This window comes from Ruegeria sp. BHSA191 (assembly GCF_059613325.1).
Map to the genome: position 1 here is coordinate 264,649 of NZ_JBXWSH010000003.1, position 26,964 is coordinate 291,612.

The 26,964-nt window shown below is 62.5% G+C and carries 29 protein-coding genes; 21 read left to right on the top strand and 8 right to left on the bottom strand.

The features are described 5' to 3' along the window. Window positions 1-177 precede the first annotated feature (177 nt). From frr to AC2FNS_RS05065, 13 genes are all read left to right on the top strand, one after another. Entirely contained in the window at window positions 178-741 is a 564-nt protein-coding gene (gene frr, locus AC2FNS_RS05005) for a ribosome recycling factor (RefSeq protein WP_496688340.1), read from the top strand. 9 nt (window positions 742-750) lie between these two features. Further along, the gene (uppS, locus tag AC2FNS_RS05010) at window positions 751-1,482 is read left to right on the top strand and encodes a polyprenyl diphosphate synthase (protein WP_496688342.1); all 732 of its coding nucleotides are present in this window, start codon (window positions 751-753) and stop codon (window positions 1,480-1,482) included. Then, the gene (locus AC2FNS_RS05015; RefSeq protein WP_496688344.1) at window positions 1,479-2,261 is read left to right on the top strand and encodes a phosphatidate cytidylyltransferase; all 783 of its coding nucleotides are present in this window, start codon (window positions 1,479-1,481) and stop codon (window positions 2,259-2,261) included. Before uppS ends, AC2FNS_RS05015 begins: the two co-directional genes overlap by 4 nt. Continuing rightward, the gene (gene dxr, locus AC2FNS_RS05020; RefSeq protein WP_496711131.1) at window positions 2,261-3,433 is read left to right on the top strand and encodes a 1-deoxy-D-xylulose-5-phosphate reductoisomerase; all 1,173 of its coding nucleotides are present in this window, start codon (window positions 2,261-2,263) and stop codon (window positions 3,431-3,433) included. The genes AC2FNS_RS05015 and dxr overlap by 1 nt, the downstream gene beginning before the upstream one ends. A 4-nt stretch (window positions 3,434-3,437) precedes the next feature. Continuing rightward, window positions 3,438-4,790: an RIP metalloprotease RseP gene (gene rseP / locus AC2FNS_RS05025; RefSeq protein ID WP_496711130.1), complete on the top strand. Its 1,353-nt coding sequence runs from the start codon at window positions 3,438-3,440 to the stop codon at window positions 4,788-4,790. Window positions 4,791-4,878: 88 nt separating this feature from the next. Continuing rightward, window positions 4,879-5,007, top strand: a complete 129-nt coding sequence (locus AC2FNS_RS05030) for a hypothetical protein (RefSeq protein ID WP_496688350.1) — start codon at window positions 4,879-4,881, stop codon at window positions 5,005-5,007. Window positions 5,008-5,131: 124 nt separating this feature from the next. Continuing rightward, window positions 5,132-7,492, top strand: a complete 2,361-nt coding sequence (bamA, locus tag AC2FNS_RS05035) for an outer membrane protein assembly factor BamA (RefSeq protein WP_496711129.1) — start codon at window positions 5,132-5,134, stop codon at window positions 7,490-7,492. Between the two features lie 5 nt (window positions 7,493-7,497). Further along, window positions 7,498-8,082, top strand: coding sequence for an OmpH/Skp family outer membrane protein (locus tag AC2FNS_RS05040; RefSeq protein ID WP_496679953.1), 585 nt, complete (start codon window positions 7,498-7,500; stop codon window positions 8,080-8,082). A gap of 72 nt (window positions 8,083-8,154) precedes the next feature. Next, window positions 8,155-8,628 carry a 3-hydroxyacyl-ACP dehydratase FabZ gene (gene fabZ / locus AC2FNS_RS05045; protein ID WP_496679954.1) on the top strand — a complete coding sequence of 158 codons (474 nt, stop codon included), beginning with the start codon at window positions 8,155-8,157 and terminating at the stop codon, window positions 8,626-8,628. Further along, window positions 8,625-9,410, top strand: coding sequence for an acyl-ACP--UDP-N-acetylglucosamine O-acyltransferase (gene lpxA, locus AC2FNS_RS05050; protein WP_496679955.1), 786 nt, complete (start codon window positions 8,625-8,627; stop codon window positions 9,408-9,410). The genes fabZ and lpxA overlap by 4 nt, the downstream gene beginning before the upstream one ends. A gap of 4 nt (window positions 9,411-9,414) precedes the next feature. Further along, window positions 9,415-10,209 (top strand): LpxI family protein, encoded by a 795-nt coding sequence (locus AC2FNS_RS05055; RefSeq protein ID WP_496803789.1) that lies wholly within the window; start codon window positions 9,415-9,417, stop codon window positions 10,207-10,209. Beyond that, window positions 10,209-11,366 carry a lipid-A-disaccharide synthase gene (gene lpxB, locus AC2FNS_RS05060; protein WP_496711127.1) on the top strand — a complete coding sequence of 386 codons (1,158 nt, stop codon included), beginning with the start codon at window positions 10,209-10,211 and terminating at the stop codon, window positions 11,364-11,366. The genes AC2FNS_RS05055 and lpxB overlap by 1 nt, the downstream gene beginning before the upstream one ends. Beyond that, the gene (locus tag AC2FNS_RS05065; RefSeq protein WP_496679958.1) at window positions 11,366-11,950 is read left to right on the top strand and encodes a hypothetical protein; all 585 of its coding nucleotides are present in this window, start codon (window positions 11,366-11,368) and stop codon (window positions 11,948-11,950) included. Before lpxB ends, AC2FNS_RS05065 begins: the two co-directional genes overlap by 1 nt. Here the strand turns inward: AC2FNS_RS05065 and mnmA are convergent. Continuing rightward, a complete protein-coding gene (gene mnmA / locus AC2FNS_RS05070; RefSeq protein WP_496711125.1) occupies window positions 11,944-13,089 on the bottom strand; it encodes a tRNA 2-thiouridine(34) synthase MnmA in 1,146 nt (381 codons plus the stop codon). The two genes, AC2FNS_RS05065 and mnmA, sit on opposite strands and share 7 nt — an antisense overlap. A 130-nt stretch (window positions 13,090-13,219) precedes the next feature. Here mnmA and sciP point away from each other — a divergent pair, with 130 nt between their 5' ends. From sciP to AC2FNS_RS05095, 5 genes are all read left to right on the top strand, one after another. Beyond that, the gene (sciP, locus tag AC2FNS_RS05075) at window positions 13,220-13,513 is read left to right on the top strand and encodes a CtrA inhibitor SciP (RefSeq protein ID WP_496711124.1); all 294 of its coding nucleotides are present in this window, start codon (window positions 13,220-13,222) and stop codon (window positions 13,511-13,513) included. 85 nt (window positions 13,514-13,598) lie between these two features. Beyond that, window positions 13,599-14,315, top strand: coding sequence for a response regulator transcription factor CtrA (ctrA, locus tag AC2FNS_RS05080; RefSeq protein ID WP_496711123.1), 717 nt, complete (start codon window positions 13,599-13,601; stop codon window positions 14,313-14,315). 121 nt (window positions 14,316-14,436) lie between these two features. Beyond that, window positions 14,437-16,563: an NAD-dependent DNA ligase LigA gene (gene ligA, locus AC2FNS_RS05085; RefSeq protein WP_496797599.1), complete on the top strand. Its 2,127-nt coding sequence runs from the start codon at window positions 14,437-14,439 to the stop codon at window positions 16,561-16,563. Beyond that, on the top strand, window positions 16,560-18,650 hold the full coding sequence (gene recG, locus AC2FNS_RS05090) for an ATP-dependent DNA helicase RecG (protein ID WP_496711171.1): 2,091 nt from the start codon (window positions 16,560-16,562) through the stop codon (window positions 18,648-18,650). The genes ligA and recG overlap by 4 nt, the downstream gene beginning before the upstream one ends. Before the next feature lie 112 nt (window positions 18,651-18,762). Further along, window positions 18,763-18,885: a hypothetical protein gene (locus AC2FNS_RS05095; RefSeq protein ID WP_262504552.1), complete on the top strand. Its 123-nt coding sequence runs from the start codon at window positions 18,763-18,765 to the stop codon at window positions 18,883-18,885. Window positions 18,886-19,066: 181 nt separating this feature from the next. Here the strand turns inward: AC2FNS_RS05095 and AC2FNS_RS05100 are convergent, their stop codons facing one another. Both AC2FNS_RS05100 and AC2FNS_RS05105 read right to left on the bottom strand, forming a co-directional pair. Next, window positions 19,067-19,705, bottom strand: coding sequence for a MarC family protein (locus AC2FNS_RS05100; RefSeq protein WP_496682892.1), 639 nt, complete (start codon window positions 19,703-19,705; stop codon window positions 19,067-19,069). Window positions 19,706-19,762: 57 nt separating this feature from the next. Continuing rightward, on the bottom strand, window positions 19,763-20,215 hold the full coding sequence (locus AC2FNS_RS05105; RefSeq protein WP_496711120.1) for an iron-sulfur cluster assembly scaffold protein: 453 nt from the start codon (window positions 20,213-20,215) through the stop codon (window positions 19,763-19,765). Window positions 20,216-20,263: 48 nt separating this feature from the next. Here AC2FNS_RS05105 and hisI point away from each other — a divergent pair, with 48 nt between their 5' ends. Continuing rightward, on the top strand, window positions 20,264-20,653 hold the full coding sequence (gene hisI / locus AC2FNS_RS05110; protein ID WP_496689244.1) for a phosphoribosyl-AMP cyclohydrolase: 390 nt from the start codon (window positions 20,264-20,266) through the stop codon (window positions 20,651-20,653). A 10-nt stretch (window positions 20,654-20,663) separates the two neighbouring features. Here the strand turns inward: hisI and gluQRS are convergent, their stop codons facing one another. From gluQRS to AC2FNS_RS05130, 4 genes are all read right to left on the bottom strand, one after another. Next, window positions 20,664-21,569 (bottom strand): tRNA glutamyl-Q(34) synthetase GluQRS, encoded by a 906-nt coding sequence (gene gluQRS / locus AC2FNS_RS05115; protein ID WP_496711118.1) that lies wholly within the window; start codon window positions 21,567-21,569, stop codon window positions 20,664-20,666. Next, window positions 21,566-22,180 (bottom strand): class I SAM-dependent DNA methyltransferase, encoded by a 615-nt coding sequence (locus AC2FNS_RS05120; RefSeq protein ID WP_496689247.1) that lies wholly within the window; start codon window positions 22,178-22,180, stop codon window positions 21,566-21,568. Before AC2FNS_RS05120 ends, gluQRS begins: the two co-directional genes overlap by 4 nt. Before the next feature lie 9 nt (window positions 22,181-22,189). Next, entirely contained in the window at window positions 22,190-23,557 is a 1,368-nt protein-coding gene (gene trmFO, locus AC2FNS_RS05125) for a methylenetetrahydrofolate--tRNA-(uracil(54)-C(5))-methyltransferase (FADH(2)-oxidizing) TrmFO (RefSeq protein WP_496711117.1), read from the bottom strand. Between the two features lie 272 nt (window positions 23,558-23,829). Then, entirely contained in the window at window positions 23,830-24,615 is a 786-nt protein-coding gene (locus AC2FNS_RS05130) for an enoyl-CoA hydratase (protein WP_496711116.1), read from the bottom strand. Between the two features lie 58 nt (window positions 24,616-24,673). On the opposite strand from AC2FNS_RS05130, the gene AC2FNS_RS05135 reads away from it, so the two are divergent. Further along, window positions 24,674-25,117, top strand: a complete 444-nt coding sequence (locus tag AC2FNS_RS05135) for a PaaI family thioesterase (RefSeq protein ID WP_496711115.1) — start codon at window positions 24,674-24,676, stop codon at window positions 25,115-25,117. Window positions 25,118-25,179: 62 nt separating this feature from the next. On the opposite strand, the gene AC2FNS_RS05140 is transcribed toward AC2FNS_RS05135, so the two are convergent. Beyond that, a complete protein-coding gene (locus AC2FNS_RS05140; protein WP_496711114.1) occupies window positions 25,180-25,407 on the bottom strand; it encodes a DUF1127 domain-containing protein in 228 nt (75 codons plus the stop codon). 98 nt (window positions 25,408-25,505) lie between these two features. Between AC2FNS_RS05140 and AC2FNS_RS05145 the strand changes: the two genes are divergently transcribed. Continuing rightward, on the top strand, window positions 25,506-26,909 hold the full coding sequence (locus AC2FNS_RS05145) for an aminotransferase-like domain-containing protein (protein ID WP_496797600.1): 1,404 nt from the start codon (window positions 25,506-25,508) through the stop codon (window positions 26,907-26,909). Window positions 26,910-26,964 lie beyond the last annotated feature (55 nt).

Below are 26,964 nucleotides of genomic sequence, written 5' to 3' on the forward strand. Positions count from 1 at the left end.
GCGGATTGTCGTCAAATCGGAACCGGCCTCATTGGGGCCGGTTTTTGTTCACGTATCGACGTACGGGGGCAAACGGTGTCCTGCTGTCGAGGCATTTGACGATCATCATTGCTATACATCCCATTTGCGATGGCTTATGACCCTAGCAAACAGACCTGAATAAGGGGAGTGAGCAGCATGTCTGATGACTTCGAACTGGATACCGACGATCTGAAGCGCCGCATGGAGGGCGCCATGGCCAATCTGCGCACCGAGTTTGCGTCGCTGCGCACCGGCCGGGCCTCGGCTTCGATGCTGGATCCGATCATGGTTGACGCCTATGGGTCGATGACTCCGATCAACCAGGTGGGCACCGTTAACGTCCCCGAACCGCGCATGGTCACCATCAACGTGTGGGACAAGTCGCTGGTCGGCAAGGTGGAAAAGGCAATCCGCGAGAGCGGTCTGGGCATCAACCCGCAACTGAACGGCACCATCATCATGCTGCCGATCCCCGAGCTGAACGAGGAACGCCGGCGCGAACTGGGCAAGGTGGCCGGCCAGTATGCCGAACATGCCCGCGTGGCCATTCGCAATGTGCGCCGTGACGGGATGGACCAGATCAAAAAGGCCAAGGCTGACGGCCTGTCCGAGGATGACCAGAAATTCTGGGAGAGCGAGGTGCAGGAACTGACGGATCAGATGATCAAGGCCGTTGACGCCGCGCTTGAGGCGAAACAGGCGGAAATCATGCAGGTCTGAGACGCGGAGATGCCCAAGGATCCCCTGATCGGCGAGTTGTGCGGGCCGCGCCATGTGGCCATCATCATGGATGGCAACGGGCGGTGGGCTCAGGCCCGTGGCCGTCCGCGTCTGTACGGGCATCATGCCGGGGCGCGGCGCGTGCGCGAAGTTGTCGAAGCCTGCCCGGGGCTGGGGATCAAATACCTGACGATCTTTGCCTTTTCGACCGAGAACTGGAAGCGGACTCAAGTTGAAGTTGCGGGCCTGATGAGCCTGTTCAAACGGTACATCATAAAGGAAACCCGGACGCTTGCCGAAAGCGGTGTCAGGGTCCGGTTCATTGGAGACCGGGTCCGGCTGGATGCCAAGCTGATCGAGCTGATGGACCAGCTGGAACGGGAAACTGCCGACAACGACCTGGTGCATCTGACCGTGGCGCTGAACTACGGAGGCCGGGACGAGGTAGCTCGCGCAACCAAACGGTTGGCCAGGGATGTCGCCGAAGGCAAGCTGTGCCCCGATGACGTGGACGAGGAGACGCTGCCGAAATACCTGGATACGCGGGTTCTGCCCGATCCTGATCTGGTGATCCGGACCAGTGGCGAGGCGCGGATCTCGAATTTCCTTCTGTGGCAGTCGGCCTATTCGGAATACGAGTTCATCGAAACGCTGTGGCCGGATTTCACTGCCTCGGAGCTTGAGCGATTGTGCAAAAGCTACGGATCGCGTGAACGCCGGTTCGGAGCCGTCCCCGCATGAGTGACGGGCGTTGGTCCGATCTGACCGTCCGCGTTCTGTCGGCGGTGGTTCTGGTGGCAATCGGCGCGGTCGAGGTTTGGCTGGGCGGGCTGTGGTTCGAGACCTTCATCGCCGCGGCCTGCGGTATCATGATCTGGGAACTGGTCCGCATGGTTGACCCGCAGCGGGCCGGAGTTGCGGTGCAATTATCCGTGCTGACCGCCGTGGCGGTTCTTTTGGCCACCTATCTGCCGCCGGTGGCCACTTTGCCGGTTCTGATCGCGCCGGCGCTGGTCGGAGCCGGGCAGGTGGGGCGCGCGCGCGGGATCTATGCTCTGTTTGCGATCTGGATCGCGGCGGCGGGTTTCGGATTCATCTCGATCCGCGAGAACATGGGCTTTGGCTGGATGATCTGGCTGATCGCGGTCGTCGTCGCCACCGACGTGGCGGGCTATTTCGCGGGCAAGGCCATCGGCGGGCCGAAATTCTGGCCCAAGGTCAGCCCCAAGAAAACCTGGTCGGGTACGGTGGGCGGCTGGGTGGCCGCTGCTTTGGTGGGCGCCGCGTTCGCGGTTTATGCAAGCCTCGGGCCCGGGCTGGTTCTGATCTCGGTTCTGGCCTCGATGGCCAGCCAGGCGGGAGACATCGTGGAAAGCGCGACCAAACGGAAATTCGGAGTCAAGGACAGTTCGGACCTGATTCCGGGCCACGGCGGGTTTCTGGACCGGTTCGACGGCATGATGGGGGCATCGCTGCTGGTTCTGATTGCAAGTCTGTTCTACGCCCCCGGAGAGATGTGATGCGCAAGGTCTCCATCTTTGGCGCCACCGGTTCCATCGGGCAGAACACCATCGACCTGATCGCGCGGGACCCGACCGTCTATGACGTTGTGGCCGTGACCGGTGGCGAGAATATCCGGCAACTGGCCGAGGATGCCCGGCGCCTGCGCGCGCAGGTCGCCGTGACCGCGTTCGACGACAGGTTGGAAGACCTGCGCGCCGCGTTGGAAGGCAGCGGTATCGAAGCAGCGGCCGGGGCGACCGCGCTGGTCGAGGCCGCGGCGCGTCCGGCCGACTGGGTGATGTCGGCCATCGTCGGCGCGGCGGGGCTGGCGCCCGGGCTGGCGGCACTGGAACAGGGGGCGACGCTGGCGCTGGCCAACAAGGAAACACTGGTCTGTGCCGGGTCTCTGGTGCTTGAGACAGCAAGGCGGCATGGTGCGCGCCTGCTGCCGGTGGACAGCGAGCATTCCGCCGTGTTCCAGGCGCTGGTGGGCGAGGACATGGCCGCGGTCGAGCGCATCATCATAACCGCTAGCGGTGGGGCGTTTCGCGACTGGCCGGTCGAGCGGCTGGCGCAGGCGACGGTCGAGCAGGCGTCGAGCCACCCGAACTGGGACATGGGTCAGCGTATTACCATCGACAGCGCGTCGATGTTCAACAAGGCGCTGGAGGTCATTGAAACAAAGGAATTCTTCGGTATCGCGCCCGACCGGATCGAGGTCGTGATCCACCCCGAATCGATCGTTCACGCGTTGGTCGGGTTTCGCGACGGGGCGGTGATGGCGCATCTGGGCGCGCCCGACATGCGCCACGCGATCGGCTATGCGCTGCACTGGCCCGAGCGGCGCGAGCTGCCGGTACCCCGGCTGGATCTGGCCCGTCTGGGACAGTTGCGGTTCCGTGACCCCGACCCGGCGCGCTATCCGGCGCTGCGGTTAGCGCGCGAGGTCATGGCGCGCGGAGGTCTGTCTGGTGCAGTGTTCAACGCCGCCAAGGAACGTGCACTGGATCACTTCATAGGCCAGCGCATTGGATTTCTCGACATGTCCGACGCGGTGGCGGCGGTTCTGGACCGGTTCGAGGACGCAGGCGGCCTCATTGATGCCCCGATGACCCTTGATAACGTGTTGAAAGCGGACCATCTGGCACGTCAATGGGTGGATGACGCCGTACTGAGAAGAGCAGGATAGACTTTTGGACATACTCTCGCTGATCCCGCAATTTGGTGGATTGATCTACACGATCGCTGCCTTCGTCGTGGCCCTGTCGGTGATCGTCGCCGTGCATGAATACGGCCACTATATCGTCGGGCGCTGGTCGGGGATCCATGCCGAGGTGTTCTCGATCGGGTTCGGCCCGGTTCTGTGGAGCCGCGTGGACAAGCGCGGCACGCGCTGGCAGATCGCGGTGCTGCCGTTTGGGGGCTACGTCAAATTCCTGGGCGATTCAAACGCGGCGTCGGGCAAGGATTCGGCGGCAATGGACGAGATCGCCAGTAAAAGCCCCGAAGAACTGCGTCATACGATGCACGGTGCGCCGCTGTGGGCGCGCACGGCAACGGTGGCGGCCGGACCGGTGTTTAACTTTGTCATGTCGATTTTGGTATTCGCGGCGATCTTCTGGTCGCAGGGGGTGACCCGCGAACCTTTGACCGCGGGCACGCTGAAACCGCTGCCGGGAACCGTGCAAGAGCTGCGCGAAGGGGATGAGATCCTGGCGATCGAGGGAATCCCGGTGCCGGATTTCGACGCCGAGGACGCCTGGACCGATTTCACCGATGCACTGCCCGAAGAGCCCGTGCTGACCTACACCGTTCAGCGCGACGGACAGACCATCGATGTCGAGGCGCCATACCTGTTTCCGCCGCTGATCAGCCGGGTCGCACCGCGAAGCGCGGCGATGGATATCCAGCTTGCGCCCGGCGACGTGATCACCGCAGTGGACGGAGAGCCGATTTTTGCTTTCGATCAGTTGAAGGACAAGGTCGAAAGCTCGAACGGCAAGGTGCTGTTGCTGGATGTCTGGCGCGATGGGGCCGAGCTTGAATTCGCGCTGGCCCCGCGCCGGACCGACGAACCGCAGCCCGATGGTGGTTTCAAGACCCATTGGCGGATCGGGATCGTCGGCGGGTTGATGCTGGAGCCGGCCACCGAACCGGCGGGGCTGTTCGAGGCTGCAGGTGCCGGCCTGCAACAGACTTGGCGAATCATCGAGGGCTCGCTTTCGGGCATCTGGCACATGATCACCGGGGCCATCAGCACTTGCAACATGTCGGGGCCGATCGGCATTGCCGAAACTTCGGGCGACATGGCCAGCCAGGGGGCGCAGAATTTCGTGTCGTTCATCGCGGTGCTGTCCACCGCCGTGGGCCTGTTGAACCTGTTCCCGATCCCCGCGCTGGATGGTGGCCACCTGATGTTCTACGCCTACGAGGCGGTTTCGGGTAAGCCGCCCAGCGAGCGGGTATTCCAGATCATGATGGGCATCGGCGTGACAGTGATCCTGACCCTGATGATCTTCGCGCTCGGCAACGATCTGTTTTGCTGATTGAGGCAGCGGCGCCTTCCGGGCGCCGCAAATTCGCCTCAATTGCGACGTAGGTGATACTCGTTTCCAACGAAGCGGGCTGAAGATCATGACAGGTGCATTGCGAAAATCATATCAGGGGGTCAACTTCCTGTTCGTCCTGAACTGGGATTTTCTGCTCAGCTTTGGCATCACCGCGCTGGCCTTGGCGGGCGGGGCATTTCTGGCCTCTTTGTGATTCTTTACCAGCACCGGTTCTAGCTGCGCGGCCCCTTGCGGCCGCGTTTTGCTTTTGGGCTTTTGACAAGATGTGCCATTAACGGTACTCAAATTCAAAGTCCCAGAACCAGGCAGAGATAAACATGGCATACAGGGAAGACGCGGGCATATCCTGCGGTGCAGTCGAGCCCGAAACCAACATTTTGTGGCAGCTTCTATCGGGTTTTTTCCTCGTTTCAGCGCTTTGGCTTGCGGTATTTTCGCAATCCGCCTGGGCACAGTCGTACACGTTCAATTCGTTTGATGTCGAAGGCAACCGGCGTATTGAAACTTCGACGATCATCAGCCGGACGGGAATCACGCCCGGTCAGACCGTAACGGCGGGCCAGCTGAACGACGCTTATCAGCGTTTGCTTGACAGTGGTGTTTTTGAGACAGTCGAGCTAACCCCGCGCGGCAGCACGCTTGCGATCAAGGTCCAGGAATACCCGACGATCAACCGCATCAGCATCGAGGGCAACCGGCGGGTCAAGGATGACGTCCTGCTGGATGCGATTTCGTCGCAGCCGCGCCGAGTGTTCACCCCGCAGGTGGCCGAGGCTGATGCCGATGTGATCGCGGAGATCTACTCGGCGCAGGGCAGGGTATCCGCCACCGTCATTCCGCGCATCATCCGTCGCAGCGACAACCGCGTTGATCTGGTGTTCGAGGTCGCCGAAGGCACCACGATCGAGATCGAACGCGTCAGCTTCGTGGGCAACCGCGCCTATTCCGACCGCCGCCTTCGGCGCGTGCTGGAAACCAAACAGGCCAACATCCTTCGGACCTTCCTGCGCGGCGATACGTTCATCGCCGACCGTATCGAGTTCGACAAGCAGGTGCTGCGTGATTTCTACCTGTCGCGCGGCTACATAGATTTTCGCGTCAACAGCGCCAATGTCGAATTTACCCGCGAACGGGATGCGTTCTATCTGGTGATGAATATCACCGAAGGACAGAAATTTTCGTTCGGCAAGGTGACGACCGTCAGCGAGATTCCCGGTGTCGACGCAGCGCCCTATCAAGCCGCGTTGAAGATCAAGCCCGGCGTGACCTATTCGCCCACGCTGATCGAGAATTCGATCACCCGCCAGGAGCGGTTGGGCCTGAAAAACGGCGTCGATTTCCTACGGGTCGAGCCGCGGGTGACCCGCAACAACCGCGACCTGACGCTGGATGTCGAGTTTGTCCTGACCAAGGGGCCGCGCATCTTCGTCGAACGCATCGACATCGAAGGTAACACAACAACGCTGGATCGGGTGATCCGGCGCCAGTTCGACACGGTCGAGGGTGATCCGTTCAACCCGCGTGAAATCCGCCAGAGCGCCGAGCGTATTCGTGCGCTGGGCTTCTTTGCGGTCGCCGATGTGGATACGCGCGAAGGGTCCAGCCCCAGTCAGGTCATCGTGGATGTCGATGTCGAGGAGCAACCCACCGGCTCGCTGAGCCTGGGCGGCAGCTATTCGGTTTCGGACGGGTTCGGCATCGCGATCGGGCTCGAAGAACGGAACTTCTTGGGCCGAGGGCAGGCTTTGGGTGTGACGCTGTCGACGGCGCAGGATTCAGAACAGTATATCCTGAATTTCACCGAACCCTATCTTCTGGGCCGCAAACTGCGCTTCGATCTGGGGCTTGGTTTGTCCTCCACGAACTCGAGCTTTGCCAGCTATGACACCAAGACCGTGTTCTTCAACCCGCAGCTGAGCTATGCGATCGGAGAGCTGTCGGCGCTGAAGCTGCGCTACAACTGGAACGACAGCGAGATGACGCAGCAGGACAGCCAGGTGAACGGGGCGGTGATCGCTTCGGAAATCGCCCAGGGCAAGCGGTCGACCAGCTCGCTCGGCCTGTCCTATGTCTATGACAGTCGGATCGGCGGGTTGAACCCCAACGCGGGTGCGTTGTTCGAAGTCGGCGTGGATGCCGCCGGTTTGGGCGGGGACAACAAGTTCCTCAAGACCTCCGCCCGCGCCATCGCCCAGACCAAGGTGCTGAACGAGGAGATGACCCTGCGCGCTTCGTTCGAGGCCGGCGCCCTGCATTGGCAGGGAGACGACTTCAGCCGAACCCTCGACCGCTATGTTCTGGGGCCCAACATCTTCCGCGGGTTCGAACCGGCCGGTCTGGGCCCACGGGATCTGTCGAACGGCCAGGACGACGCGATCGGCGGCAACCTTTACTGGGTGGCGCGCTTCGAGTCCGATTTCCCGCTGGGCCTGCCCGAGGAACTGGGCCTACGCGGCGGTGTCTTCTATGACGTCGGCAACCTTTGGGACATCGACAATGTCGACACGACCGGGGCCAATATCGTCGGCGCCGACGGGTCGCTCCGCCATGTCATAGGCGTGTCGCTGTTGTGGGATACGCCGTTTGGCCCCTTGCGCTTCAACTTCTCGAAAGCGTTGGTCAAGGAAGACTTCGACAAAGAACAGAACTTTGACTTCACCATTCAGGCGCGGTTCTGACGTTCATGCTGAAACACATATCCAGAACAGTGCAGGGCCCTCTTCGGGCCCTGTGCATTTTGGCATTCGCTTTGGCGGCGGGCCCCGCATCGGCTCAGCAGTTGGGCATTCCGCAATCGGGGGTGCTGACCATATCCAGTGACCGGATGTTCGCCGAGTCGGCCTTCGGCAAGCGGATCCGGGCCGAGATCGAGGCGGAAAGCCGTGCACTGGCCGAGGAGAACGAACGCATCGTGGCCGAGCTGAGCCGCGAGGAAAAGGAGCTGACCGACAAACGCAGCGTCTTGACCCCGGACGAGTTTCAACCGTTGGCCGAAGCGTTCGACCAGAAAGTGCAGTCGCACCGCGAAAGCCAGCGTGCCAAACTGGATGCGCTGTCGCGACGCAGCGAAGAGGCGCGGGTCAGGTTTGTCGAACTGTCACGCCCTGTTCTGATCGATCTGCTGCGCGATACGGGGGCGTCGATCATCATCGAACGCGCGAACGTCTTTCTCAGCTCGGATGCCTCGGATATCACCGATGTGGCCATCCGGCGGATCGACGCGGCCATCGGCGACGGTGCCGGGCTGGAAGAGCGTGACGAACCCTAGCGCGGCTTGCTCTCGCACGGTGGTATTGCTAACCACGCGGAAACCACACCTCGAAAACAGGACACCCGGAACATGACCACGGACACCAAGAGCGCCGACATCCAGCTGATCCAACGGATCCTGCCGCATCGCTATCCGTTCCTGCTGGTTGACAAGGTTGTCGAGATCAACGGCTATCAGTCGGCGGTCGGCATCAAGAACGTCACCATGAACGAGCCGCATTTCCAGGGTCATTTCCCCGGAACGCCGATCATGCCCGGCGTGACAATCGTCGAGGCGATGGCCCAGACCGCTGGCGTGATGCTGGGTGTCGGCATGGACGTGATCGACAGCGAGTTGCTGATCTATTTCATGAACATCGACAAGTGCAAATTCCGCCGCAAGGTAGTGCCGGGCGACGTGCTGAAGATGCATGTGGAAACCGTGCGCGGCAAGAAAGGCGGCAAGATCTTCAAGTTCAGCGGCCGCGCGACCGTGGACGGTGAAGTGGCGGCCGAAGCCGAGTTCTCGGCCTATGTCGATTGGGACATGGAAAAGACAGCATGAGCCGCATTCATCCCAGTGCCATCATCGAAGACGGTGCGCAGATCGGTCAGGATTGCGTGATCGGTCCGTTCTGCCATATCGGCCCCAAGGTCCGGCTGGGCGACCGGGTCGAGTTGAAATCGCACGTGGTCGTGACCGGCGACACCTCGATCGGTGAGGACTGCGTAATCTTCAACTTCGCCGTAATCGGTGAAATCCCACAGGATCTGAAATTCGGCGGAGAGGACACGCGGCTGGAGATCGGCAAACGCAACCGCATCCGCGAGCACGTGACGATCAACACCGGCACCGAGGGCGGCGGCGGCGTGACCCGTATCGGCGATGACTGCTTGCTGATGGCCGGGGTTCATGTGGCCCATGACGTACAGATCGGTAACCGGGTGATCATGGTGAACCATTCCGGCGCCGCCGGTCACTGCATCATCGAGGATGACGTGATCATCGGTGGCATTTCCGGCTTGCATCAATGGGTGCGCGTGGGCCGCGGCGCCATCATCGGCGCGTTGACCATGGTGCCCAACGATGTCATCCCCTATGGCTTGGTTCAAGCTCCGCGGGGCGAGTTGGAAGGTCTGAACCTGGTGGGCCTCAAGCGGCGCGGGGTACCGCGGGCGGACATCTCGGCCCTGCGTGCCGCGTTCCGCGAGATGGCGCAAGGCGACGGAACGTTCCTGGACCGCGTCAAGCGGCTGGGGGACGACACCGACAGCGACTATGTCCGCCGGATCGTGGAATTCGTGACCGGCGAGTCCGACCGGTCGTTCCTGACGCCGAGGAAATGAGCCGATGCTGGCCTTGATCGCGGGAACGGGCGTTTTGCCGGATGAACTGGTCTCGCATCTGGCCGAACGTCCGCTGATCTGCGCCCTTGAGGGGTTCCAGCCCGACAGGTTGCGCCCCGACATCACCTTTCCCCTGGAGCATCTCGGCAGTTTCATTGCCGAGCTGAAGGCGCGCGGCGTGACCAATATCTGCATGGCCGGTGCGGTGCGCCGCCCAAAAATCGACCCGGGCCGCATCGACGCGCAGACCGCGCCGCTGGTTCCGATCATCCAGCAGGCGCTGGTGTCGGGCGATGATGGCGCGTTGCGGGCGGTGATCGGTGTTCTCGAGGATGCCGGTCTGCAGGTGCAGGCCGCGCACCAGATCGCGCCCGACCTGCTGCCCCCTCTGGGATGCCTGACCCAGGCGCAACCGACCGAGGCCGAGCTGGCCGATGCCAACCGGGCCGTCGGCGTGTTGCGGGCGATGGGGGCCGCCGATATCGGGCAGGCCTGCGTGGTGCATCAAGGGCAGGTTCTGGCGGTCGAGGGCGCATTCGGTACGGCGTGGATGCTGCAGTCGCTGGCTGCGCGCCCCGATGCCGGCGGCGGCATTCTGTTCAAGGGGCCCAAACCCGGTCAGGACCGGCGCGCCGATCTGCCCGCCATCGGGCCAGACACGGTGACCGGCGCGGTTGCGGCTGGCCTGACCGGTATCGTCGTCGAAAAGGGCGGGGTGATCGTGTTGGACCGGCCCCAAGTGATCGCGGAATGCGACCGCCTGGGCTTGTTTCTCCACGTGCACGAGCGGGCAATGTGATGCGGGTGTTTCTGGTCGCCGGTGAGCCGTCGGGCGACCGTCTGGGCGGTGCGCTGATGGAGGGGGTGAAGACCCTTGTTCCGGATGTCGAATTCGACGGGGTCGGCGGGCCGCTGATGCAGGCCCAGGGTCTGGTCAGCCGCTTTCCGATGTCCGAGCTCAGCGTGATGGGCCTGGTCGAGGTTCTGCCCAAGTTCTTTCACCTCAAGCGCCGCATCTCCGAAACCGCTCAGGCCGTTCTGGACACCCAGCCCGACGTTCTGATCACCATCGACAGCCCCGACTTTTCGCTGCGCGTGGCCAAGCAGGTCAAGGCGCGCAGCAGCATACGGACCGTGCACTATGTCGCGCCTAGCGTCTGGGCCTGGCGCCCCAAGAGGGCGGACAAGATGGCCAAGGTCATCGACCATGTTCTGGCCCTGCTGCCGTTCGAGCCGCCCTATATGGAAAACGCCGGAATGGAGTGCGACTTCGTCGGCCACCCAGTGGCCAGCGAGCCGGTTGCAACCGACGCGCAGATCGCGCAGTTCCGCGCCGATCACGGTCTTGGCGACGCGCCGATCCTGCTGGCCTTGCCCGGCTCGCGCCGGGGCGAGGTCGATCGGCTGGCGCCCGTATTTGGCGCGGCGCTTGATCTATACATGAAAGACCGCCCCGACATGCGGGTGGTGGTTCCTGCGGTCGCGCATGTGGCCGATACCGTGGCCGCCTATGTCAGGTCCTGGCCGGGTCAACCGGTCGTGGTGGACCCCCGCAACATCGACACGGATCAGGCGGTGGCCAGCAAGCGCGCGGCCTTTGCCGCAGCCGAGATCGCCTTGGCCGCGTCCGGCACGGTCTCGCTGGAACTGGCGGCCCAATCTACGCCGATGGTGATTGCCTACAAGCTGACCTGGCTGACCCAGAAGATCGCCGAGCGCATGGTCAAGCTGGATACGGTCACACTGGTCAACCTCGTATCCGAGACCCGAACGGTGCCGGAATGCCTGCTGGATGATTGCACGCCCGAAACCATCGCCGCCGCGCTTGGCGCCGTGTCGGCCGCGCCGGGCGCGCAGGAGCAGGCAATGGCCGTCACGATGGAACGTCTCGGCCGCGGTGGCGAAGCGCCCGGTCTTCGAGCTGCACGCGCGGTGTTGGAGCGGATGAAGCCGTGATGCTGGACCATGTGGTCTTTGCGGCCTCGGCCTTCATGGCACAGGTTCTGACCAATCTCGACAACCTCATGGCTCTGGTCGCCCTGATGATCGTCACCGGTCCGCAGCGCGCCGTTCTGGGGTTCCTGCTGGCACAGGGGCTGGTGATCGGCGTGGCCTTCCTGCTGGCACTGGGGGTCGAGGATGTGGTGCCGCACCGGGCTGGCTACCTCGGCACCATCCCTCTGGCCTTGGGGCTTTTCGGAGCCTTTCGACAGCTTCGCGGTGCAAAGGCGCAGGCCGCCCCCGCTGTGCCGGGCAGCGCCTCGGCACTGGTGACCATGCTGGTGTTCACAAGTCTTTCGATGGACACGTTTGCGGTCCTCGCCCCCTTGCTGGCCGACTCGACCCCCGATTTCCGGCTGGCAGGTGTGCTAGGGGCCGGCCTGGCCGCTCTCTTTCTTGCGGTTGTGGGGCTGATCGGTGGGCGCGCCCAGATCATGACGGGACGTCTGGCACAACGCCTGGAATACTTTGTGCCCTATGTCATGATCTGCGCCGGGCTTTATATCCTCAGCAACTCGTGGACCGACGCGGTTCAGTAACCGCGCCAGATCCAGCCACCGCCAAAAATGCGGCTGCCCCCGGTTTCATAAAACACGCAGGCCTGCCCAGGAGAAACACCTTCCTCTGGCGTCAGCAATTCGACCTCGGCAGTAGTGTTCGACAGAGGGCGAATGATCGCCTCGCGCGGGGGGCGGGTCGAACGTACCTTGACCGAGACATGCCATTCCTTTTGCGAAGTAAAGGGTTCGTCGCCCAGCCAGTTGATCTCGCGCACGGGGATGGTGCGGGTGGCCAGCATCTCCTTGGGGCCGACGACGACCTGTTTGCGGTCCACGTCCAGCTTGACGACATAGAGCGGCTCACAGAGCCCGCCGATGCCAAGGCCGCGTCGCTGGCCGATCGTGTAGTGGATCACGCCCTCATGCTGACCCAGAACGCGACCGTCGGCGTGAACGATCTCGCCGGGTTCGGCCGCGCCGGGACGCAGTTTCTCGATCACGCTGGCATAGTTGCCGTTGGGCACGAAGCAGATGTCCTGGCTGTCGGGCTTGTCCGCCACGCTCAGCCCGTATTGCGCAGCCATTTGCCGGGTCGCGTCCTTGGACGGCAAGTGCCCCAGCGGAAAGCGAAGGAATTCCAGCTGCTCGGGCGTGGTCGAGAACAGGAAATAGGACTGGTCGCGGTTGGCATCTTCGGCGCAGTGCAATTCGGGGCCATTGGGGCCCATCTTGCGCTGGATGTAGTGGCCGGTGGCCATGCAGTCGGCCTCGAGATCCTTGGCCGTTTCCAGCAGATCCTTGAACTTGACGCGCTCATTGCAGCGGATGCAGGGCACCGGAGTCGCGCCGGCCAGATAGCTGTCGGCGAACTCGTCGATCACGGCGTCCTTGAAGATGTTTTCATAATCCAGAACGTAGTGCGGAAAGCCGCGCTCCTCGGCCACGCGGCGGGCGTCGTGGATGTCGATCCCGGCGCAACAAGCGCCCTTTTTGGCCAGCGCCGCCCCGTGGTCATACAGTTGCAGCGTCACACCGACCACGTCATAGCCCTGATCCGCCAGATAAGCCGCCACGACCGAGCTGTCGACACCGCCCGACATGGCAACGACCACCCGCGTTTCCGACGGGGGTTTGGCAAAGCCAAGCGAGTTCAGAGGAGTCTCGGTGTCGAGGGCCATGGGCTGTTCCAGTCCGGGTTAAGAAAGACCGGCAGAATATAAGAAAATTCTACGCACTCTCAAGAGGCGGTTTCACGCCGCATTAAGTAGACTGACGCCAGCTTTGTGACAAAAGAAAAAGGGTCGCAGGATGTATTTGCACAAAGTTGAGGGACCAAGGTCGATAACCCTGCCGGATGGAACGGTTCTGTCGCGGGCCGATCTGCCGCCGCCCGATACCAGTCGGTGGGTCGCCTCTAGGAAGGCCATGGTAGTGCGCGGCGTACTGTATGGCCTGATCACGTTGTCGGACGCCAAGAAACGCTATGGGCTGAGCGACGAGGAGTTCAACAGCTGGGTTGCGGCGGTGGCCGAACACGGAATCGATGCGCTGAAGGTGACGGCCTTAAAAAAATATAGACAACCTAAAGGCGAAAGCGAATAAATGAATCAACGGTAACGTCAGATTAACCATTTGTGGTCAGGCTCGGATCAAACCGGAATGAACAGACCTGAACTGGAGCAGCAGAATGCGCATACTTCTTGTCGAGGATGATCCCACAACGTCGAAAAGCATCGAACTGATGCTGACACACGCCAACCTGAACGTCTATGCGACGGATCTGGGCGAGGAAGGGATCGATCTGGCGAAACTGTATGACTATGATCTGATCCTTCTGGACCTGAATCTGCCGGATATGAACGGTCATGAAGTGCTTCGCCAGCTGCGCATCGCCCGAGTTGAAACGCCGATCCTGATCCTGTCGGGGGCCGATGATACCGAAAGCAAGATCAAAGGGTTCGGTTTCGGGGCCGATGATTACCTGACGAAACCGTTCCACCGCGAAGAACTGGTGGCCAGGATCCACGCAATCATCCGACGGTCGAAGGGGCATTCGCAGTCGATTATCCGCACCGGCAAGATCGCGATGAACCTGGATGCCAAGACCGTCGAGGTGGACGGGCAGGCGGTTCATTTGACCGGCAAGGAATATCAGATGCTAGAACTGCTCAGCCTGCGCAAGGGCACGACCCTGACCAAGGAGATGTTCCTCAACCACCTCTACGGCGGGATGGACGAGCCGGAACTGAAGATCATCGACGTCTTCATCTGCAAGCTTCGCAAGAAGCTCAGCAATGCCACCGGTGGCGACAACTATATCGAGACGGTCTGGGGGCGGGGATACGTGCTGCGCGACCCCCAGAAGGACGGCATCGAGGAAAACCGCCTGGCCGTCGGCGCCTGATCGGCCTCAAACACGCCGCCGGAGGTCCAGGGCGGCAATTCCACTCACGGCTCAGCACGTCTGGACCTGGCCATGGCCTCGCCCTATCACTGGTGCCAACCAGACATGACAGGGCGAGGCCATGAGCAATCCGATTCCCGTGCAAGACCTGACCGAAGACCAGGCCAAGGAGGAGCTGGCGCGCCTGGCGTCCGAGTTGACGCGGGCGAATGATTTGTATCACGGTGAGGACGCTCCAGAGATTTCCGACGCGGAATATGATGCGCTGAAGCGCCGAAATCAGGAAATCGAGGCGCGGTTTCCGCATCTGAAACGCCCGGACAGCCCGAGCGAACAGGTCGGGGCTCGCCCGTCGGACGGGTTCGAAAAGGTTCGTCACGCGGTTCGGATGATGTCGCTGGGCAACGCTTTCGACGAGGCGGATGTGCGGGACTTCGTTCGGTCGGTCCAGAAATACCTGGGGCTCCAAGAAGACAAAGTGCCTGAATTTACCGCCGAGCCGAAAATTGACGGGTTGTCCCTGTCCCTGCGCTATGAAAACGGCACGTTGGTTCAGGCCGCGACCCGCGGTGACGGTGAGGTAGGCGAGAACGTCACTGCCAACGCGATGACCGTTCGCGACATTCCGAAAACTCTCACCGATGCGCCCGAGATCCTGGAGGTCCGGGGCGAGGTCTACATGTCGCATGAGGATTTCGCCCGGCTGAACCAGAAACAAACTGAAATCGGGGGCAAGCTGTTTGCAAACCCCCGAAACGCGGCGGCGGGATCGCTGCGCCAGTTGAACCCCGAAGTCACCCGTTCGCGCCCACTTCGGTTCTTCGCCTATGCTTGGGGCGAGCTGTCCGAACCGCTGGGGCGTACCCAGGTCGATGGCCTGTCCCGGCTGGCCGCCTTGGGGTTTGCCACCAATGAATTGACGCAACTGTGCCGCTCGGTTGATGAGATGCTGGCCCACTACCGGGCGATCGAAGAGCAGCGCGCGACACTGGGCCATGACATCGATGGCGTGGTCTACAAGGTTAACGACCTGGCGCTGCAGGCGCGGTTGGGCTTTCGCTCGACAACGCCGCGTTGGGCGATCGCGCACAAGTTTCCGGCCGAAACGGCCTGGACCGGGCTCGAAGCAATCGACATTCAGGTCGGCCGAACTGGCGCGCTCAGCCCGGTTGCGCGCCTGCACCCGGTGACCGTGGGGGGCGTGGTTGTATCGAACGCCACGCTGCACAACGAAGACTATATCGCCGGGCGTGACGCCAAGAGTAACGTGATCCGCGATGGCAAGGATATCCGCGTCGGCGACTGGGTGCAGGTCTATCGTGCCGGTGACGTGATTCCAAAGATCGCCGACGTCGATCTGAGCAAACGCCCCGACTGGGCCGTGCCTTTCGAGTTTCCGACCAAGTGCCCCGAATGCGGCAGCGATGCCATCCGAGAGGAGGGCGACGCAGTGCGCCGCTGCACAGGTGGGGTCATCTGCCCGGCGCAGGCCGTTGAAAAGCTGAAACATTTCGTTTCGCGCAAGGCTTTCGACATCGAAGGTTTGGGTGCCAAGCAGATCGAGATGTTCTATGAAGATCCTGATCTGCCCGTGAAAACTCCGGTGGACATCTTCACGCTGCAGCAACGCGACGCGAAGAACCTGAACAAACTGGCCAACCGCAAGGGCTGGGGCCGGCAGAGCGTTGCAAAATTGTGGGCCGCGATCGACGAAAAGCGCACCGTTGCGCTGGCCCGGCTGCTGTTTGCACTGGGGATCCGGCATGTGGGCGAGGCTGCGTCGAACCTGCTGGCCAACCACTATGGCTCGTGGGAGGCGTTTGAAAAAGCGATGACCGCCGCCGCCGATTTTGAGGGCCCCGAATGGCAGGAACTGCTAAGTATCGATGGCGTGGGCGAGGTAATGGCCCGCACCCTGGTTTCGACATTCGCGCAAGAGGCCGAGCGGAAAACCATTGACGACCTGGTGGCGCAGTTGAACGTGCTGGATGCGGTCCGGCCCGATACCAGCAACAGCCCGGTCGCGGGAAAGACCATCGTGTTTACCGGAACGCTCGAGAAAATGACCCGCGCCGAGGCCAAGGCCCGGGCCGAGGCATTGGCGGCCAAGGTGTCCGGCTCGGTGAGCAAGAAAACCGATATCGTGGTTGCGGGTCCGGGTGCCGGGTCCAAGGCCAGAAAGGCGGCCGAACTTGGAGTCAAGGTCCTGGATGAAGACGAATGGCTGCACCTGATCGGGGACGCATGAGCGGGCGCCCCGAGCAGCTCTTCCCGCTGTTTGCGGGACTCGAGACGCTGGACGGCGTCGGGCCCAAGACGGCCCGTCTGTTGGGGCAGATTGGGCTTGAGACGCCGCGCGACCTGCTGTTCGCCTTGCCTTATGCGGTGATCGACAGGCGCAGACGTGACACGATCCACGGCGTTGACCTGCCGGCGACCCTGACCGTTGAGGCGACCGTGGGCGCCCATCGTCCGCCGCGCAACCGGGGCGGCGCCTATCGGGTGTTTGTGCAGGACAGCCAGAGTGATTTCCAACTCGTGTTCTTTCATGCGCGCGGCGACTACCTGAAGAAAATCCTGCCGGAAGGGGCGCGGCGGGTGATTTCGGGAAAGCTGGAACTGTTTGACGGTACGGCCCAAATGGTTCACCCCGATCATGTCGTGCCGATCGATCAGGCCGGGTCCATCCCGGAATTCGAGCCGATCTATCACTTGACCCAGGGGGTGACGCAGAAAACCGCCTTCAAGGCGGCGCAAAGCGCGCTGGCCCGGGTGCCGGATCTTGCAGAATGGGCGGACCCGGCCTTGGTTCAGCGCCGGGGATGGCCGGGATGGCCCGAAGCGATCCGCGACGCCCACAATCCACGCGGTGCCGATGACGTTGCCCCATTCGCACCCGCACGCGAGCGTCTGGCCTATGATGAGCTTTTCGCCCACCAACTGACCCTTGCCCTGGCGCGGCAGCGTGAGCGCAAGTCGCGCGGGATCGTCAGCGTCGGCACCGGCGCTTTGCAGTCGAAGGTGCTGAAAAAACTGCCCTATCAACCGACGCAGGCACAACAGCGCGCAATCCGCGAGATCGCGGCCGACATGGCCTCGGACGCGCGGATGAACCGGTTGCTTCAGGGCGATGTCGGCGCGGGCAAGACATTGGTGGCCTTCATGGCCTTGTTGATCGCCGTCGAGGCCGGCGGTCAGGGTGTGATGATGGCGCCGACCGAGATTCTGGCCCGTCAGCACCTGGAAGGGCTGCGCCCGCTGGCCGAAGATGCCGGTGTGGTGCTCGAGATCCTGACCGGGCGCGACAAGGGCGCCGAGCGGCGCGCGAAACTGGCGGCCTTACAGGCCGGGGACATCCAGATTTTGGTCGGAACCCATGCGGTGTTCCAAAGCGATGTCGCGTTCAAGGATCTGCGGCTGGCCATCGTGGATGAACAACACCGGTTCGGGGTGCGCCAGCGGATGGAACTGTCGGAAAAGGGCAGGGGTGCCGATGTTCTGGTCATGACCGCCACGCCGATCCCCCGCAGCCTGGCGCTGTCGCAATACGGCGACATGGACGTGTCGGTGCTTGATGAAAAGCCGCCCGGGCGCAAACCGGTCAAGACCGCTATCGTCAGCACGCAACGCATGAACGAGGTTGTGGACCATCTGCGACGTGCGATCGGCGAGGGGCGGCAGTGCTATTGGGTCTGCCCTCTGGTGGATGAATCCGAGGTTTCGGATCTAACCGCCGCCGAGGAGCGGTTCAAACATCTGCGGGCGCAATTGGACGAAGGCGTGGTCGGGCTGGTGCATGGCCAGATGCCTCCGTCCGAGAAAGACGCGGCCATGGCGGCCTTTCAGGCGGGGCAGACTAAGGTGCTGGTGGCCACGACGGTGATCGAGGTCGGCGTTAACGTGCCCAATGCCACGATCATGGTTATCGAACGCGCCGAGATCTTTGGCCTGGCGCAGCTGCACCAGCTGCGCGGGCGGGTCGGGCGCGGCGAGGGGGCCTCGACCTGCCTGTTGATGTACCAAGCCCCGCTGAGCGAGGGCGGTCGCAGGCGGCTGGAAGTGCTGCGCGAAACCGAGGACGGATTCCGCATCGCGCAGACCGATCTTGAAATGCGCGGAGCAGGCGACCTGATCGGGACGGCGCAGTCCGGTTTGCCCCGGTTCCAGATCGCCGACCTAGAGAGGCAGGCCGGATTGATGGAAATCGCCCAGACGGATGCCCGTGCATTGCTGGCCATCGACCCCAAGCTGACCACCGAGCGCGGCAACGCGGCGCGCGTTCTTCTGTGGCTGATGAAACAGGATCAAGCGATCCGTTTGATTTCAGTGGGTTAGGGACTCAGTCCCCGAATAGTTCACAAATGTTCTCAAAAAGTTCTTTACCGACTCGGAGAAATATGAGAACAAAAGGTCAACAAAGCATTAAAGCCAGACCGGAGGAGACGCCATGCTGAGCCAGATCAAGACCGCAATCAGCCGTTCGCAAAGCACGCTGCTGCAAGATGCAGCTGGCGCGGCGTCCTTGATCGTGATGCTGATGGTGGCGCTGCATCTGCCTGTCGGGTTCTGACCCTTTCTGCCTGCGATCTCGTGCCGATAGCACCGCGCTGTCATCCCCATCTCAGTCAAGGGTGACCTGCCTGTCCCAAACCCCTTGAAGGGGCCGTGCCTCGGCCCCGCGCGGAACCCGGACCCCACACGAGACACGCATGACTGCCGCCGCCCTTTCGCCCGGAAGGAGCGGCGGTTTTTTATAATTGTCCCGTCTTGATGATTTCCAGCAGCGCCGACAGAACCGAGTTGGCCGCGACCGAGGCGAGGATCATGCCCATCACGCGGCTGATGATGGCAGCGCCGGAATGGCCGATCAGGCGGATGATCGGCTCGGCCAGCAGCATCAATACAAAGGCGGCCGCCAGCACCGTCAGCATGATCAGCGCGGTGATGCCCTGATCGACCAAGCTGTAGCGGTGATTGTCGGTCAGGATGACGATGGCCAGCATCGCTCCGGGCGAGGCCAGAGACGGCACCGCCAGCGGGAAGATTGCGGGGTTGTGCTGGTGCAGCTGGTCCTGCCGGTCTTCCTCGGCCACGCGTTGGTCGACCTCGGGTTTGCTCTCGCCAAAGATCATCGACAGGGCGAACAAAAACAGGATGATTCCGCCAGCCACCTGGAACGAGTTCAGGCCGATATCGAGCGCCTCGATCAACAATTGGCCGAACACCAGGAAGAACAGCAGGACGCCCGCGCTGACAAGGGCCGCCTGCAGGGCGGTCCGTCTGCGCGCGGCGACATCGATGCCGGCGGTTACGGCGATGAAAACCGGAATGGTGCCGATCGGGTCGATGACAACCCACAGGGTCACGAAATGTTCGAGCAGGTTTTCCATTGAAATCTCCGGCAAATATGGCCGGAGGTTAAATGCAACGTGCTGAAAATGCCATGTTCAGGCGCAATTGGCCTGTTCCGCCTGCGCCATGGCCTCGGCGGTGGCGTCCAACGCCAGCATGATCGAGGCGTGGCGGTTCTTGTAGTCGCGCGCGGGCATCAGCACCTCGAGCCCGTCAAAAGGCGCGTCAGGGGCGGGGCCGTCCTGTTTGAGCATGGCCTTGAGTTGATCGCGCGCCTGCTCGATCTGAGCGCGCGTCGCACCGATCACGGCACCGCCGACCACCGAGGCCGCGGCCTGGCCAAGCGCGCAGGCTTTCACATCCTGCCCGAACTCGGAAACCCGGCCATCCTTCACTTTGACGTCCACGGTGACGGTCGACCCGCACAGGGGCGAGCGTTTCTTGACGGTTGCACCGGGGCTTTCCAGGCGCTGCAAATGCGGGATGTCGGCGGCCAGTTCAAGAATGCGGCCGGAATAAAGCTTGATCAGATCGGTTTCGCCGGACATGGGTTCCCCTCGCTGCGTGTTCCCCATACATAGTGGCCATGTTCTGGGATGCAAAAGGTTTTTGCCATGTCGCGCGCCGTCTCATTTGACCCGTCAACGCTGAAATTCAACGAAACGGGGCTGATCCCCGCCATCGCCCAGCAGCACGACACCGGAGAGGTGCTGATGATGGCCTGGATGAATGCCGAGGCCGTGCGCAAGACGCTGGAGACCGGGCGCGTGACCTATTGGTCTCGCTCGCGCCAAGCGTTCTGGATCAAGGGCGAAAGCTCGGGCCATGTGCAAAAGCTGGTCGATCTGCGGGTGGATTGCGACCGCGACTGCCTGCTGGTTCTGGTCGATCAGACCGGCCCGGCCTGTCACACCAATCGGCGCAGCTGCTTCTACACCGCCGTCCGCGATGGTGATGAGGTCGAATTGATGGCGCCGTTGGCCTGACGGCGGTGCCTCACAACCCGACCATTGCGCGGATGTCCTGCGGCGAGGCGCCTTCCTCGCGATATTTCGCGATTGCGCGGGCGTCGTCGCGTTTGGCCAGCCGCTTGCCCGTGTCATCGCGGATCAAGCGGTGATGGTGATAGATCGGCGTCGGCAATTCCAGTAGACGTTGCAGCACCACGTGGATGCAGGTGGCCTCGAACAGATCCTGCCCGCGCACCACATGGGTGATCTGCTGCGCGGCATCGTCCAGAACCACCGACAGGTGATACGAGGTGCCCATTCCGCGTCGGGACAGAACCACGTCACCGACGGCACTGCGCAGTTGATCAGCCTCGATGGTGATGGCCCCGGTCTCTCCGCCGGGACCGTGACCTTGCTCGATGAATGCCAGCGCTGAATTAGTCGTTTTAGCAGATGGTTGGAGGGCGGAGTTGATCTGTTTCAAGGCCTCGGCCATGTTCAGGCGCAAGGGCAGGTCGGTCGGTCGCGGCTGGCGCGCGGCCTCGGGGGTCCAGCGTGAGCGGCACGTTCCGGGATAGACGATCCCGTCCGGGCCCAGCATCGGCTGGCCTTCTTGTGGCGCGCTGGCGGCCGCGGCGATGTCGCGGCGGTTGCAGGTGCAGGGATACAGCAGGCCGCGCGCCCACATTGCGTCCAACGCGCGGTGATACAGGTCCAGCCGATCCGATTGCCGCATGACCGGTTCGGGCCAGCTGAGGCCCAGCCAAGCCAGATCGTCTTTCAGTTGCGCCTCCCAATGGGGGCGGGCGCGGCTCTGGTCGATGTCCTCGATCCTCAGCAGAAACGTCCCGGCCCTGGCGTGGGCCATGTCATGGGCCAGCAGCGCGGAATAGGCGTGCCCTAGATGCAGGGGGCCGGTTGGAGATGGGGCGAAACGGGTGATGAATGTCACAGTTTTTCAACGATATAAACGTCGGACTTCAAATCCAGACCCGGAAGGTGTGGCCCGTGTTCGCGAAACAGCAGCCGCGCGGCGCCGATGTCCAGCCATTCGCTCAGGCGGACGGTATAGGCCGGGTCCTGCAGAGTGTGATCGTTGAACGAAAAGGCCAGCAGGCCCCCTTTGGGCAAGGCCTTCATCAGCATGTCGAAGGTTTCGGGCGGCGCTGCGCCTGCGCCGATCACACCGATGGCCGTGATGGCGCGATAAGCGCCGGTTTGCACGGGGCTGGGGTCGGTAATCTCGAAGGGGGTCAGGCTGCGATACACTCCCTTGGCCTCGGCCCCCTCCAACATGCGCGGGGTCGGGTCCATACCGTCGATCACGCGAAATCCGGCCTTGTGCAACGCAACGCCCGACAGACCCGTGCCGCATCCGTAATCCAGTACGGGTTCCTGCGGGTGCGGAAACCTGTCCCACAGCGCCTCGGCCACGCGGCCCGGAGTGGCATAGCCGTGTTCGGCCACTTCATCCTCGTAGGACGCGGCCCATTTCTGATAATGCGCCTGCGTTTCCTGGGGCGAATTCAGCTCATAGGTCTTGTCGAGGTATTTTTTGCTCATGCGCTCAGTCTAGGCGGGCGCGGCGTCCTGCGTCCAGTCGGCTTGGGCCAGCCACGCCTGCCATGCGGCCTTGGCGCGGTCGGTATAGGCCTTGTAGCGGTCCTTGCGGCCGCGCCGTCCGCCTTTCAACCCGTCGACCGGCCGGAACAGGCCGAAATTCACGTTCATCGGCTGAAAAGTCTTGGCCTCGGCCCCGCCGGTGATGTGATGGATCAGCGCGCCCATGGCGCTGTCCTGCGGTACCGGGGGCAGGGAGTGGCCCAGAATCTCGGCAGCCGCCAGACGTCCGGCCAGCAGACCCATCGCGGCGCTTTCGACATAGCCTTCGACCCCTGTGATCTGTCCGGCGAACCGGATGTTCGGCCTGGTTTTCAGCCGCATCTGCGCGTCCAGCAGGGTGGGCGAGTTGATGAACGTGTTGCGGTGGATGCCGCCCAGCCGGGCAAAGCTGGCATTCTCGAGCCCCGGGATCATCCGGAACACCTCGGTCTGCGCGCCGTATTTCATCTTGGTCTGGAATCCCACGATGTTGAACAGCGTGCCCAAAGCGTTGTCGCGGCGCAGTTGTACCACCGCATAGGGTTTGACGTCCGGCTGGTGCGGATTGGTCAGGCCCACCGGTTTCATCGGCCCATGGCGGAGGGTCTCGCGGCCCCGTTCGGCCATCACCTCGATCGGCAGGCAGCCGTCGAAATAGCCGGCGGTCTCACCTTCGTGGAACTCGGTCTTGTCGGCGGCCAGCAGCGCATCGATAAAAGCTTCGTACTGGTCGCGGTCCATCGGGCAGTTCAGATAAGCGGTTCGTTCTTCCTCGGTCTCGCCCTTGTCATAGCGCGACTGCATCCACGCCTTGCTCATGTCGATCGTGTCGGCATAGACGATCGGGGCGATCGCGTCGAAAAAGGCCAGCGCTTCGGCGCCGGTCTCGCGCTGGATTGCCTGAGCCAGAGCGGGTGAGGTCAGAGGGCCGGTGGCAAAGATCCAGTGGCCTTGGTCCGGCAGCTCTGTCACCTCTTCATGGCTGACGCTGACCCGGGGGTGCGCTTTCAGGCGCGCGGTGACGGTCTCGGCAAAAGGCTCACGGTCGACGGCCAAGGCACCGCCGGCGGGCAGGCGGTGGGCATCAGCGCTGGCCATGATCAGCCCGTTGGCCGCGCGCATCTCCCAATGTAGCAGGCCGACGGCGTTCTGCTCGTCATCGTCCGACCGGAACGAGTTCGAACACACCATCTCGGCCAGGTTGCCGGTCTGGTGCGCAAAGGTGCCAGTTTCGGGGCGCATTTCGTAAATCACGACGTCCACGCCCATCTCGGCGGCCTGCCATGCGGCCTCGGATCCGGCCATGCCGCCGCCCACGATATGCAATTTCTGTGTCATGCGCGTTCACATAAGCCACGCGGGCCGATTGCGCAACGGTCAGCCACAGTTACACGCACTGCTGCGTCAAGCCATTGAAAAAGGGGTAAATCTTGGGGTCGCCGCTGCGGGAATCTTGGCGCCAGTGAGAGAGACCGGCTGGAGGGACCTTCCGCCCACGGCGACCCAAAAGAATGTCAGAGCCTCGGCTCTGTCCCAGCATTGCCACAGAGTTGCCCTTTTGGAAAGTGAAAAAATGCGAACATTCGAGAATTTTGTTCATCACCTTTGCGTCATTGCGTCCAATTGGGCGGTCGTTTTTCGATGAAGGCGGAAATTCCTTCCTCGGTGTCGCGATGCATCATATTCTGAGCCATTACCTCTCCGGTATAGGCATAGGCCTGTTCCAGCGGCATCTGGATCTGCTCATAGAACGCCTGCTTGCCGATCTTGACGGCAGCCCCCAGTTTCGAGGCCAGCTTTTCGGCCAGGGCCCATGTTTCCTGTTGTAACTCGGTTTCGGGGACCGCGCGATTGATCAGGCCCAACTCGGCTGCGCGTTGGGCCGGGATGAAGTCGCCGGTGGTCAGCATTTCAAAGGCCTGTTTGCGCGGGATGTTGCGGCTGAGCGCGACCATCGGCGTCGAGCAGAACAGGCCGATATTCACGCCGTTCACACCGAACCGGGTGCTGTCTGCCGCGATGGCCAGATCACAGGTCGCCACCAACTGGCATCCCGCTGCGGTAGCGATCCCGTGAACCTGCGCGATCACCGGCTGGGGCAGTGACTGGATCGACATCATCATCCGCGCGCAACGGTTGAACAGGTCGGTGAAATAGGCCTTGCCGCCGTCCTCGGCCTGACGGCCCGCCGTCATCTGTTTCAGGTCGTGGCCGGCGCAGAAAGCCTTGCCCGCGCCCGACAGGATCACCGCGCGGATGGACCGGTCATCGCGCAGAGCGTCCAGTTCGGTTTGCATCGCGGCCAGCATCTCGTCGCTCAGGGCGTTCAGCCGCTCGGGCGCGTTCAGTTTCAGATGGGCGATCGCCCCGGTGTCGCTACGTTCCAAAATTGCCATCTTGCCCTCCCGCTGGCTGTCGGGCCAACTCTAGGTCGGCAAATCGAGGAGGGGAAGCATGTCATTGGCAATGAACAAGGAAGAACTGTCGCAGTACCTGGCGCAGGTCTTTCCGCAGGTACACAGGGATTTCGTGGTCGAAGCCCTGACCGAGGACACGATCACCATGCGCCTGGTTGTCGAAGACCGGCACCTGCGCCCGGGCGGCACCGTGTCCGGGCCCTCGATGTTCGCCCTGGCCGATGTGTGCGTCTATTCGATGGTTTTGGCGCGAAAGGGGCGGCAATCGCTGGCGGTGACCACCAACAGTTCGATGGATTTCCTGCGCAAGCCCGAAGGCGGCACCGATCTGATCGCGCATTGCCGGTTGCTCAAGCTGGGGCGGTCGCTGGCCGTGGGGGACGTGCTGATGTATTCGGATGGGGCCGACGCCCCCTGCGCCCGGGCCAGCATGACCTATTCGCTGCCCCCCGCGGGCTCGGCTGCGGCGGCGTTCGGATGAAAAAAGGCCGGGGGACTGACCCCGGCCCAGGAAGAGGTCCCGCGAACGGGACTAGGGATGCTTTATCCGATCCAGAAATGGCGCCGGCTTTCGCGGTCCGCCTCGCGGCGGGTCAGGCCGACATCGCGCAGCAGGCGATCATCCAGCTTGCCCAGATTGATGCGGCTGCGGCGCCGGCGTTCCCATTTGGTGACAGTCGCCGCAAACCGTACGGCCAATGCGGCGACCAACGGCAGCCGCGGGCTGTCGTTCAGCAGCAGAAGGGCGGAGGTGTGCATTGCGCGTGTCATCTGGGTATCCTTTCAAATTGTATTGACACAAAACTAAAATGTTCGGTACATTCACCGCAGTACACACAGGATTGTGTTGAGGCAAAGGAAGAATTGTAATGGATACAATTTGGCTGCAGGAGCTGCCAAAATCCAAGGGGCCCAAATACACTCTTGTGGCTGACACAATCCGAAGGGCCATCGAAAACAACACGCTAAAGGTTGGAGCGAAACTACCGCCGGTACGCGACCTGGCCTATCGGCTGAAGATCACCCCCGGTACGGTGGCGCGAGCCTATTCAATCCTGACCGACGAGGGGTTGCTGAGCGCCGAGGTCGGACGTGGTACATTCGTGGCGCCGCCCAAGACGCCTCTGCTGGATGACGTATGGTCGCGGCAGTTGCATTTGCGCGATGACAAATACGAAAAGAATGTGAGCCTATTCAGCCCCCGTCTGCCGGATGTGGGGCAGGTGGCCCTGATCCGGTCCTGCCTTGCCCGCGTGGCGCAGAGCGATCCGGCCTTGTTCATGAACTATCCCACCCGCGACGCTTATCAGGGCGTGCGGCAGGCGGTGGTCGACTGGCTTTCCGACCTGCCGCTTGGCGCTTTGAACGCCGACGACGTCGTGCTGACCCATGGTGGCCAAAGCGGGTTGTGCGTTGTGTTCCAGACCCTATTGCGCGGGCCGAAACCCGTGGTTCTAGTCGAGGACCTGTCCTATGCCGGGTTCCGCCGCGCCGGTGAGTTGATGCGGGCCGAGGTCGTCGGGGTAAAGATGGACAAGTGGGGCATCGACCCCGAAGCGCTGGATCATGTCCTGCGCCAGACTCCGGCGCAGGCGATCTGCGTCTCGCCCGAGGTGCAGAACCCGACCGGCAGCCACACGCCACTGGAGCGGCGTCAGAAAGTGGTCGAGATCGCCCGACGGCACGACCTGCAGATCATCGAGGACGATTGCTATCGCATGGGCGAGGCGCGTGCGCCCAGCTATCGGGCGCTGGCGCCCGATCGCGGCTGGCATGTCTCGTCCATTTCCAAGACCCTGACTCCGGCCCTGCGTGTGGGTTTTGCTATCGCTCCGCGTGACCGCGGCAGTGATCTACGTCGGTCGGCCGAGTACGGCTATTTTGGCCTTGCCCAGCCTTTGGCCGAGCTGACCCGTCTGCTGCTGACCGATCCCGCGGCCCGTCGGCTGGCGCGGGATGTGCGGGTGAAGATGGGGGAGTATGTGCGTGTGGCGGTGAATGCTCTGGGCGGGTTCGATTTGAGCTGGGACCCGGAAATTCCCTTTGTGTGGCTGCACCTGCCGTCAGGCTGGCGCGCCGCTGCTTTCAGTCGCGCGGCCGAGCGTGAGGGGATCCAGATTCGATCCGCCGATGAATTCGCCCTGCGGGACGGGCGCGCACCCAACGCTGTGCGCATCGCGATGAACGGACACGTCTCCCTGCGGAAATTCGAAGAAGCAATGTTGCGCCTGCGTATCCTGCTGGACAATCCACCGGAGCAAATCAGCGTCTGACTTTGTGGGGTAAATAAATACCTATTTTGCAAGTTATTGAAATTCCTCGCTTAAA

Excerpts from the sequence above, each read along its gene's own strand:
- mnmA (WP_496711125.1), bottom strand. The coding sequence starts at position 13,089 with ATGGCCCTCGACACCGAGACTCCTCTGAACTCGCTTGGCTTTGCCAAA.
- fabZ (WP_496679954.1), top strand. The coding sequence starts at position 8,155 with ATGACCACGGACACCAAGAGCGCCGACATCCAGCTGATCCAACGGATC.
- AC2FNS_RS05130 (WP_496711116.1), bottom strand. The coding sequence starts at position 24,615 with ATGGCAATTTTGGAACGTAGCGACACCGGGGCGATCGCCCATCTGAAA.
- dxr (WP_496711131.1), top strand. The coding sequence starts at position 2,261 with ATGCGCAAGGTCTCCATCTTTGGCGCCACCGGTTCCATCGGGCAGAAC.
- AC2FNS_RS05065 (WP_496679958.1), top strand. The coding sequence starts at position 11,366 with ATGCTGGACCATGTGGTCTTTGCGGCCTCGGCCTTCATGGCACAGGTT.
- AC2FNS_RS05055 (WP_496803789.1), top strand. The coding sequence starts at position 9,415 with ATGCTGGCCTTGATCGCGGGAACGGGCGTTTTGCCGGATGAACTGGTC.
- frr (WP_496688340.1), top strand. The coding sequence starts at position 178 with ATGTCTGATGACTTCGAACTGGATACCGACGATCTGAAGCGCCGCATG.
- AC2FNS_RS05095 (WP_262504552.1), top strand. The coding sequence starts at position 18,763 with ATGCTGAGCCAGATCAAGACCGCAATCAGCCGTTCGCAAAGCACGCTG.
- AC2FNS_RS05100 (WP_496682892.1), bottom strand. The coding sequence starts at position 19,705 with ATGGAAAACCTGCTCGAACATTTCGTGACCCTGTGGGTTGTCATCGAC.
- AC2FNS_RS05140 (WP_496711114.1), bottom strand. The coding sequence starts at position 25,407 with ATGACACGCGCAATGCACACCTCCGCCCTTCTGCTGCTGAACGACAGC.
- AC2FNS_RS05105 (WP_496711120.1), bottom strand. The coding sequence starts at position 20,215 with ATGTCCGGCGAAACCGATCTGATCAAGCTTTATTCCGGCCGCATTCTT.
- AC2FNS_RS05030 (WP_496688350.1), top strand. The coding sequence starts at position 4,879 with ATGACAGGTGCATTGCGAAAATCATATCAGGGGGTCAACTTCCTGTTC.
- lpxB (WP_496711127.1), top strand. The coding sequence starts at position 10,209 with ATGCGGGTGTTTCTGGTCGCCGGTGAGCCGTCGGGCGACCGTCTGGGC.
- hisI (WP_496689244.1), top strand. The coding sequence starts at position 20,264 with ATGCAAAAGGTTTTTGCCATGTCGCGCGCCGTCTCATTTGACCCGTCA.
- sciP (WP_496711124.1), top strand. The coding sequence starts at position 13,220 with ATGTATTTGCACAAAGTTGAGGGACCAAGGTCGATAACCCTGCCGGAT.
- AC2FNS_RS05120 (WP_496689247.1), bottom strand. The coding sequence starts at position 22,180 with ATGAGCAAAAAATACCTCGACAAGACCTATGAGCTGAATTCGCCCCAG.
- lpxA (WP_496679955.1), top strand. The coding sequence starts at position 8,625 with ATGAGCCGCATTCATCCCAGTGCCATCATCGAAGACGGTGCGCAGATC.
- uppS (WP_496688342.1), top strand. The coding sequence starts at position 751 with ATGCCCAAGGATCCCCTGATCGGCGAGTTGTGCGGGCCGCGCCATGTG.
- trmFO (WP_496711117.1), bottom strand. The coding sequence starts at position 23,557 with ATGACACAGAAATTGCATATCGTGGGCGGCGGCATGGCCGGATCCGAG.
- bamA (WP_496711129.1), top strand. The coding sequence starts at position 5,132 with ATGGCATACAGGGAAGACGCGGGCATATCCTGCGGTGCAGTCGAGCCC.
- ligA (WP_496797599.1), top strand. The coding sequence starts at position 14,437 with ATGAGCAATCCGATTCCCGTGCAAGACCTGACCGAAGACCAGGCCAAG.
- ctrA (WP_496711123.1), top strand. The coding sequence starts at position 13,599 with ATGCGCATACTTCTTGTCGAGGATGATCCCACAACGTCGAAAAGCATC.
- AC2FNS_RS05145 (WP_496797600.1), top strand. The coding sequence starts at position 25,506 with ATGGATACAATTTGGCTGCAGGAGCTGCCAAAATCCAAGGGGCCCAAA.
- recG (WP_496711171.1), top strand. The coding sequence starts at position 16,560 with ATGAGCGGGCGCCCCGAGCAGCTCTTCCCGCTGTTTGCGGGACTCGAG.
- AC2FNS_RS05135 (WP_496711115.1), top strand. The coding sequence starts at position 24,674 with ATGTCATTGGCAATGAACAAGGAAGAACTGTCGCAGTACCTGGCGCAG.
- AC2FNS_RS05015 (WP_496688344.1), top strand. The coding sequence starts at position 1,479 with ATGAGTGACGGGCGTTGGTCCGATCTGACCGTCCGCGTTCTGTCGGCG.
- AC2FNS_RS05040 (WP_496679953.1), top strand. The coding sequence starts at position 7,498 with ATGCTGAAACACATATCCAGAACAGTGCAGGGCCCTCTTCGGGCCCTG.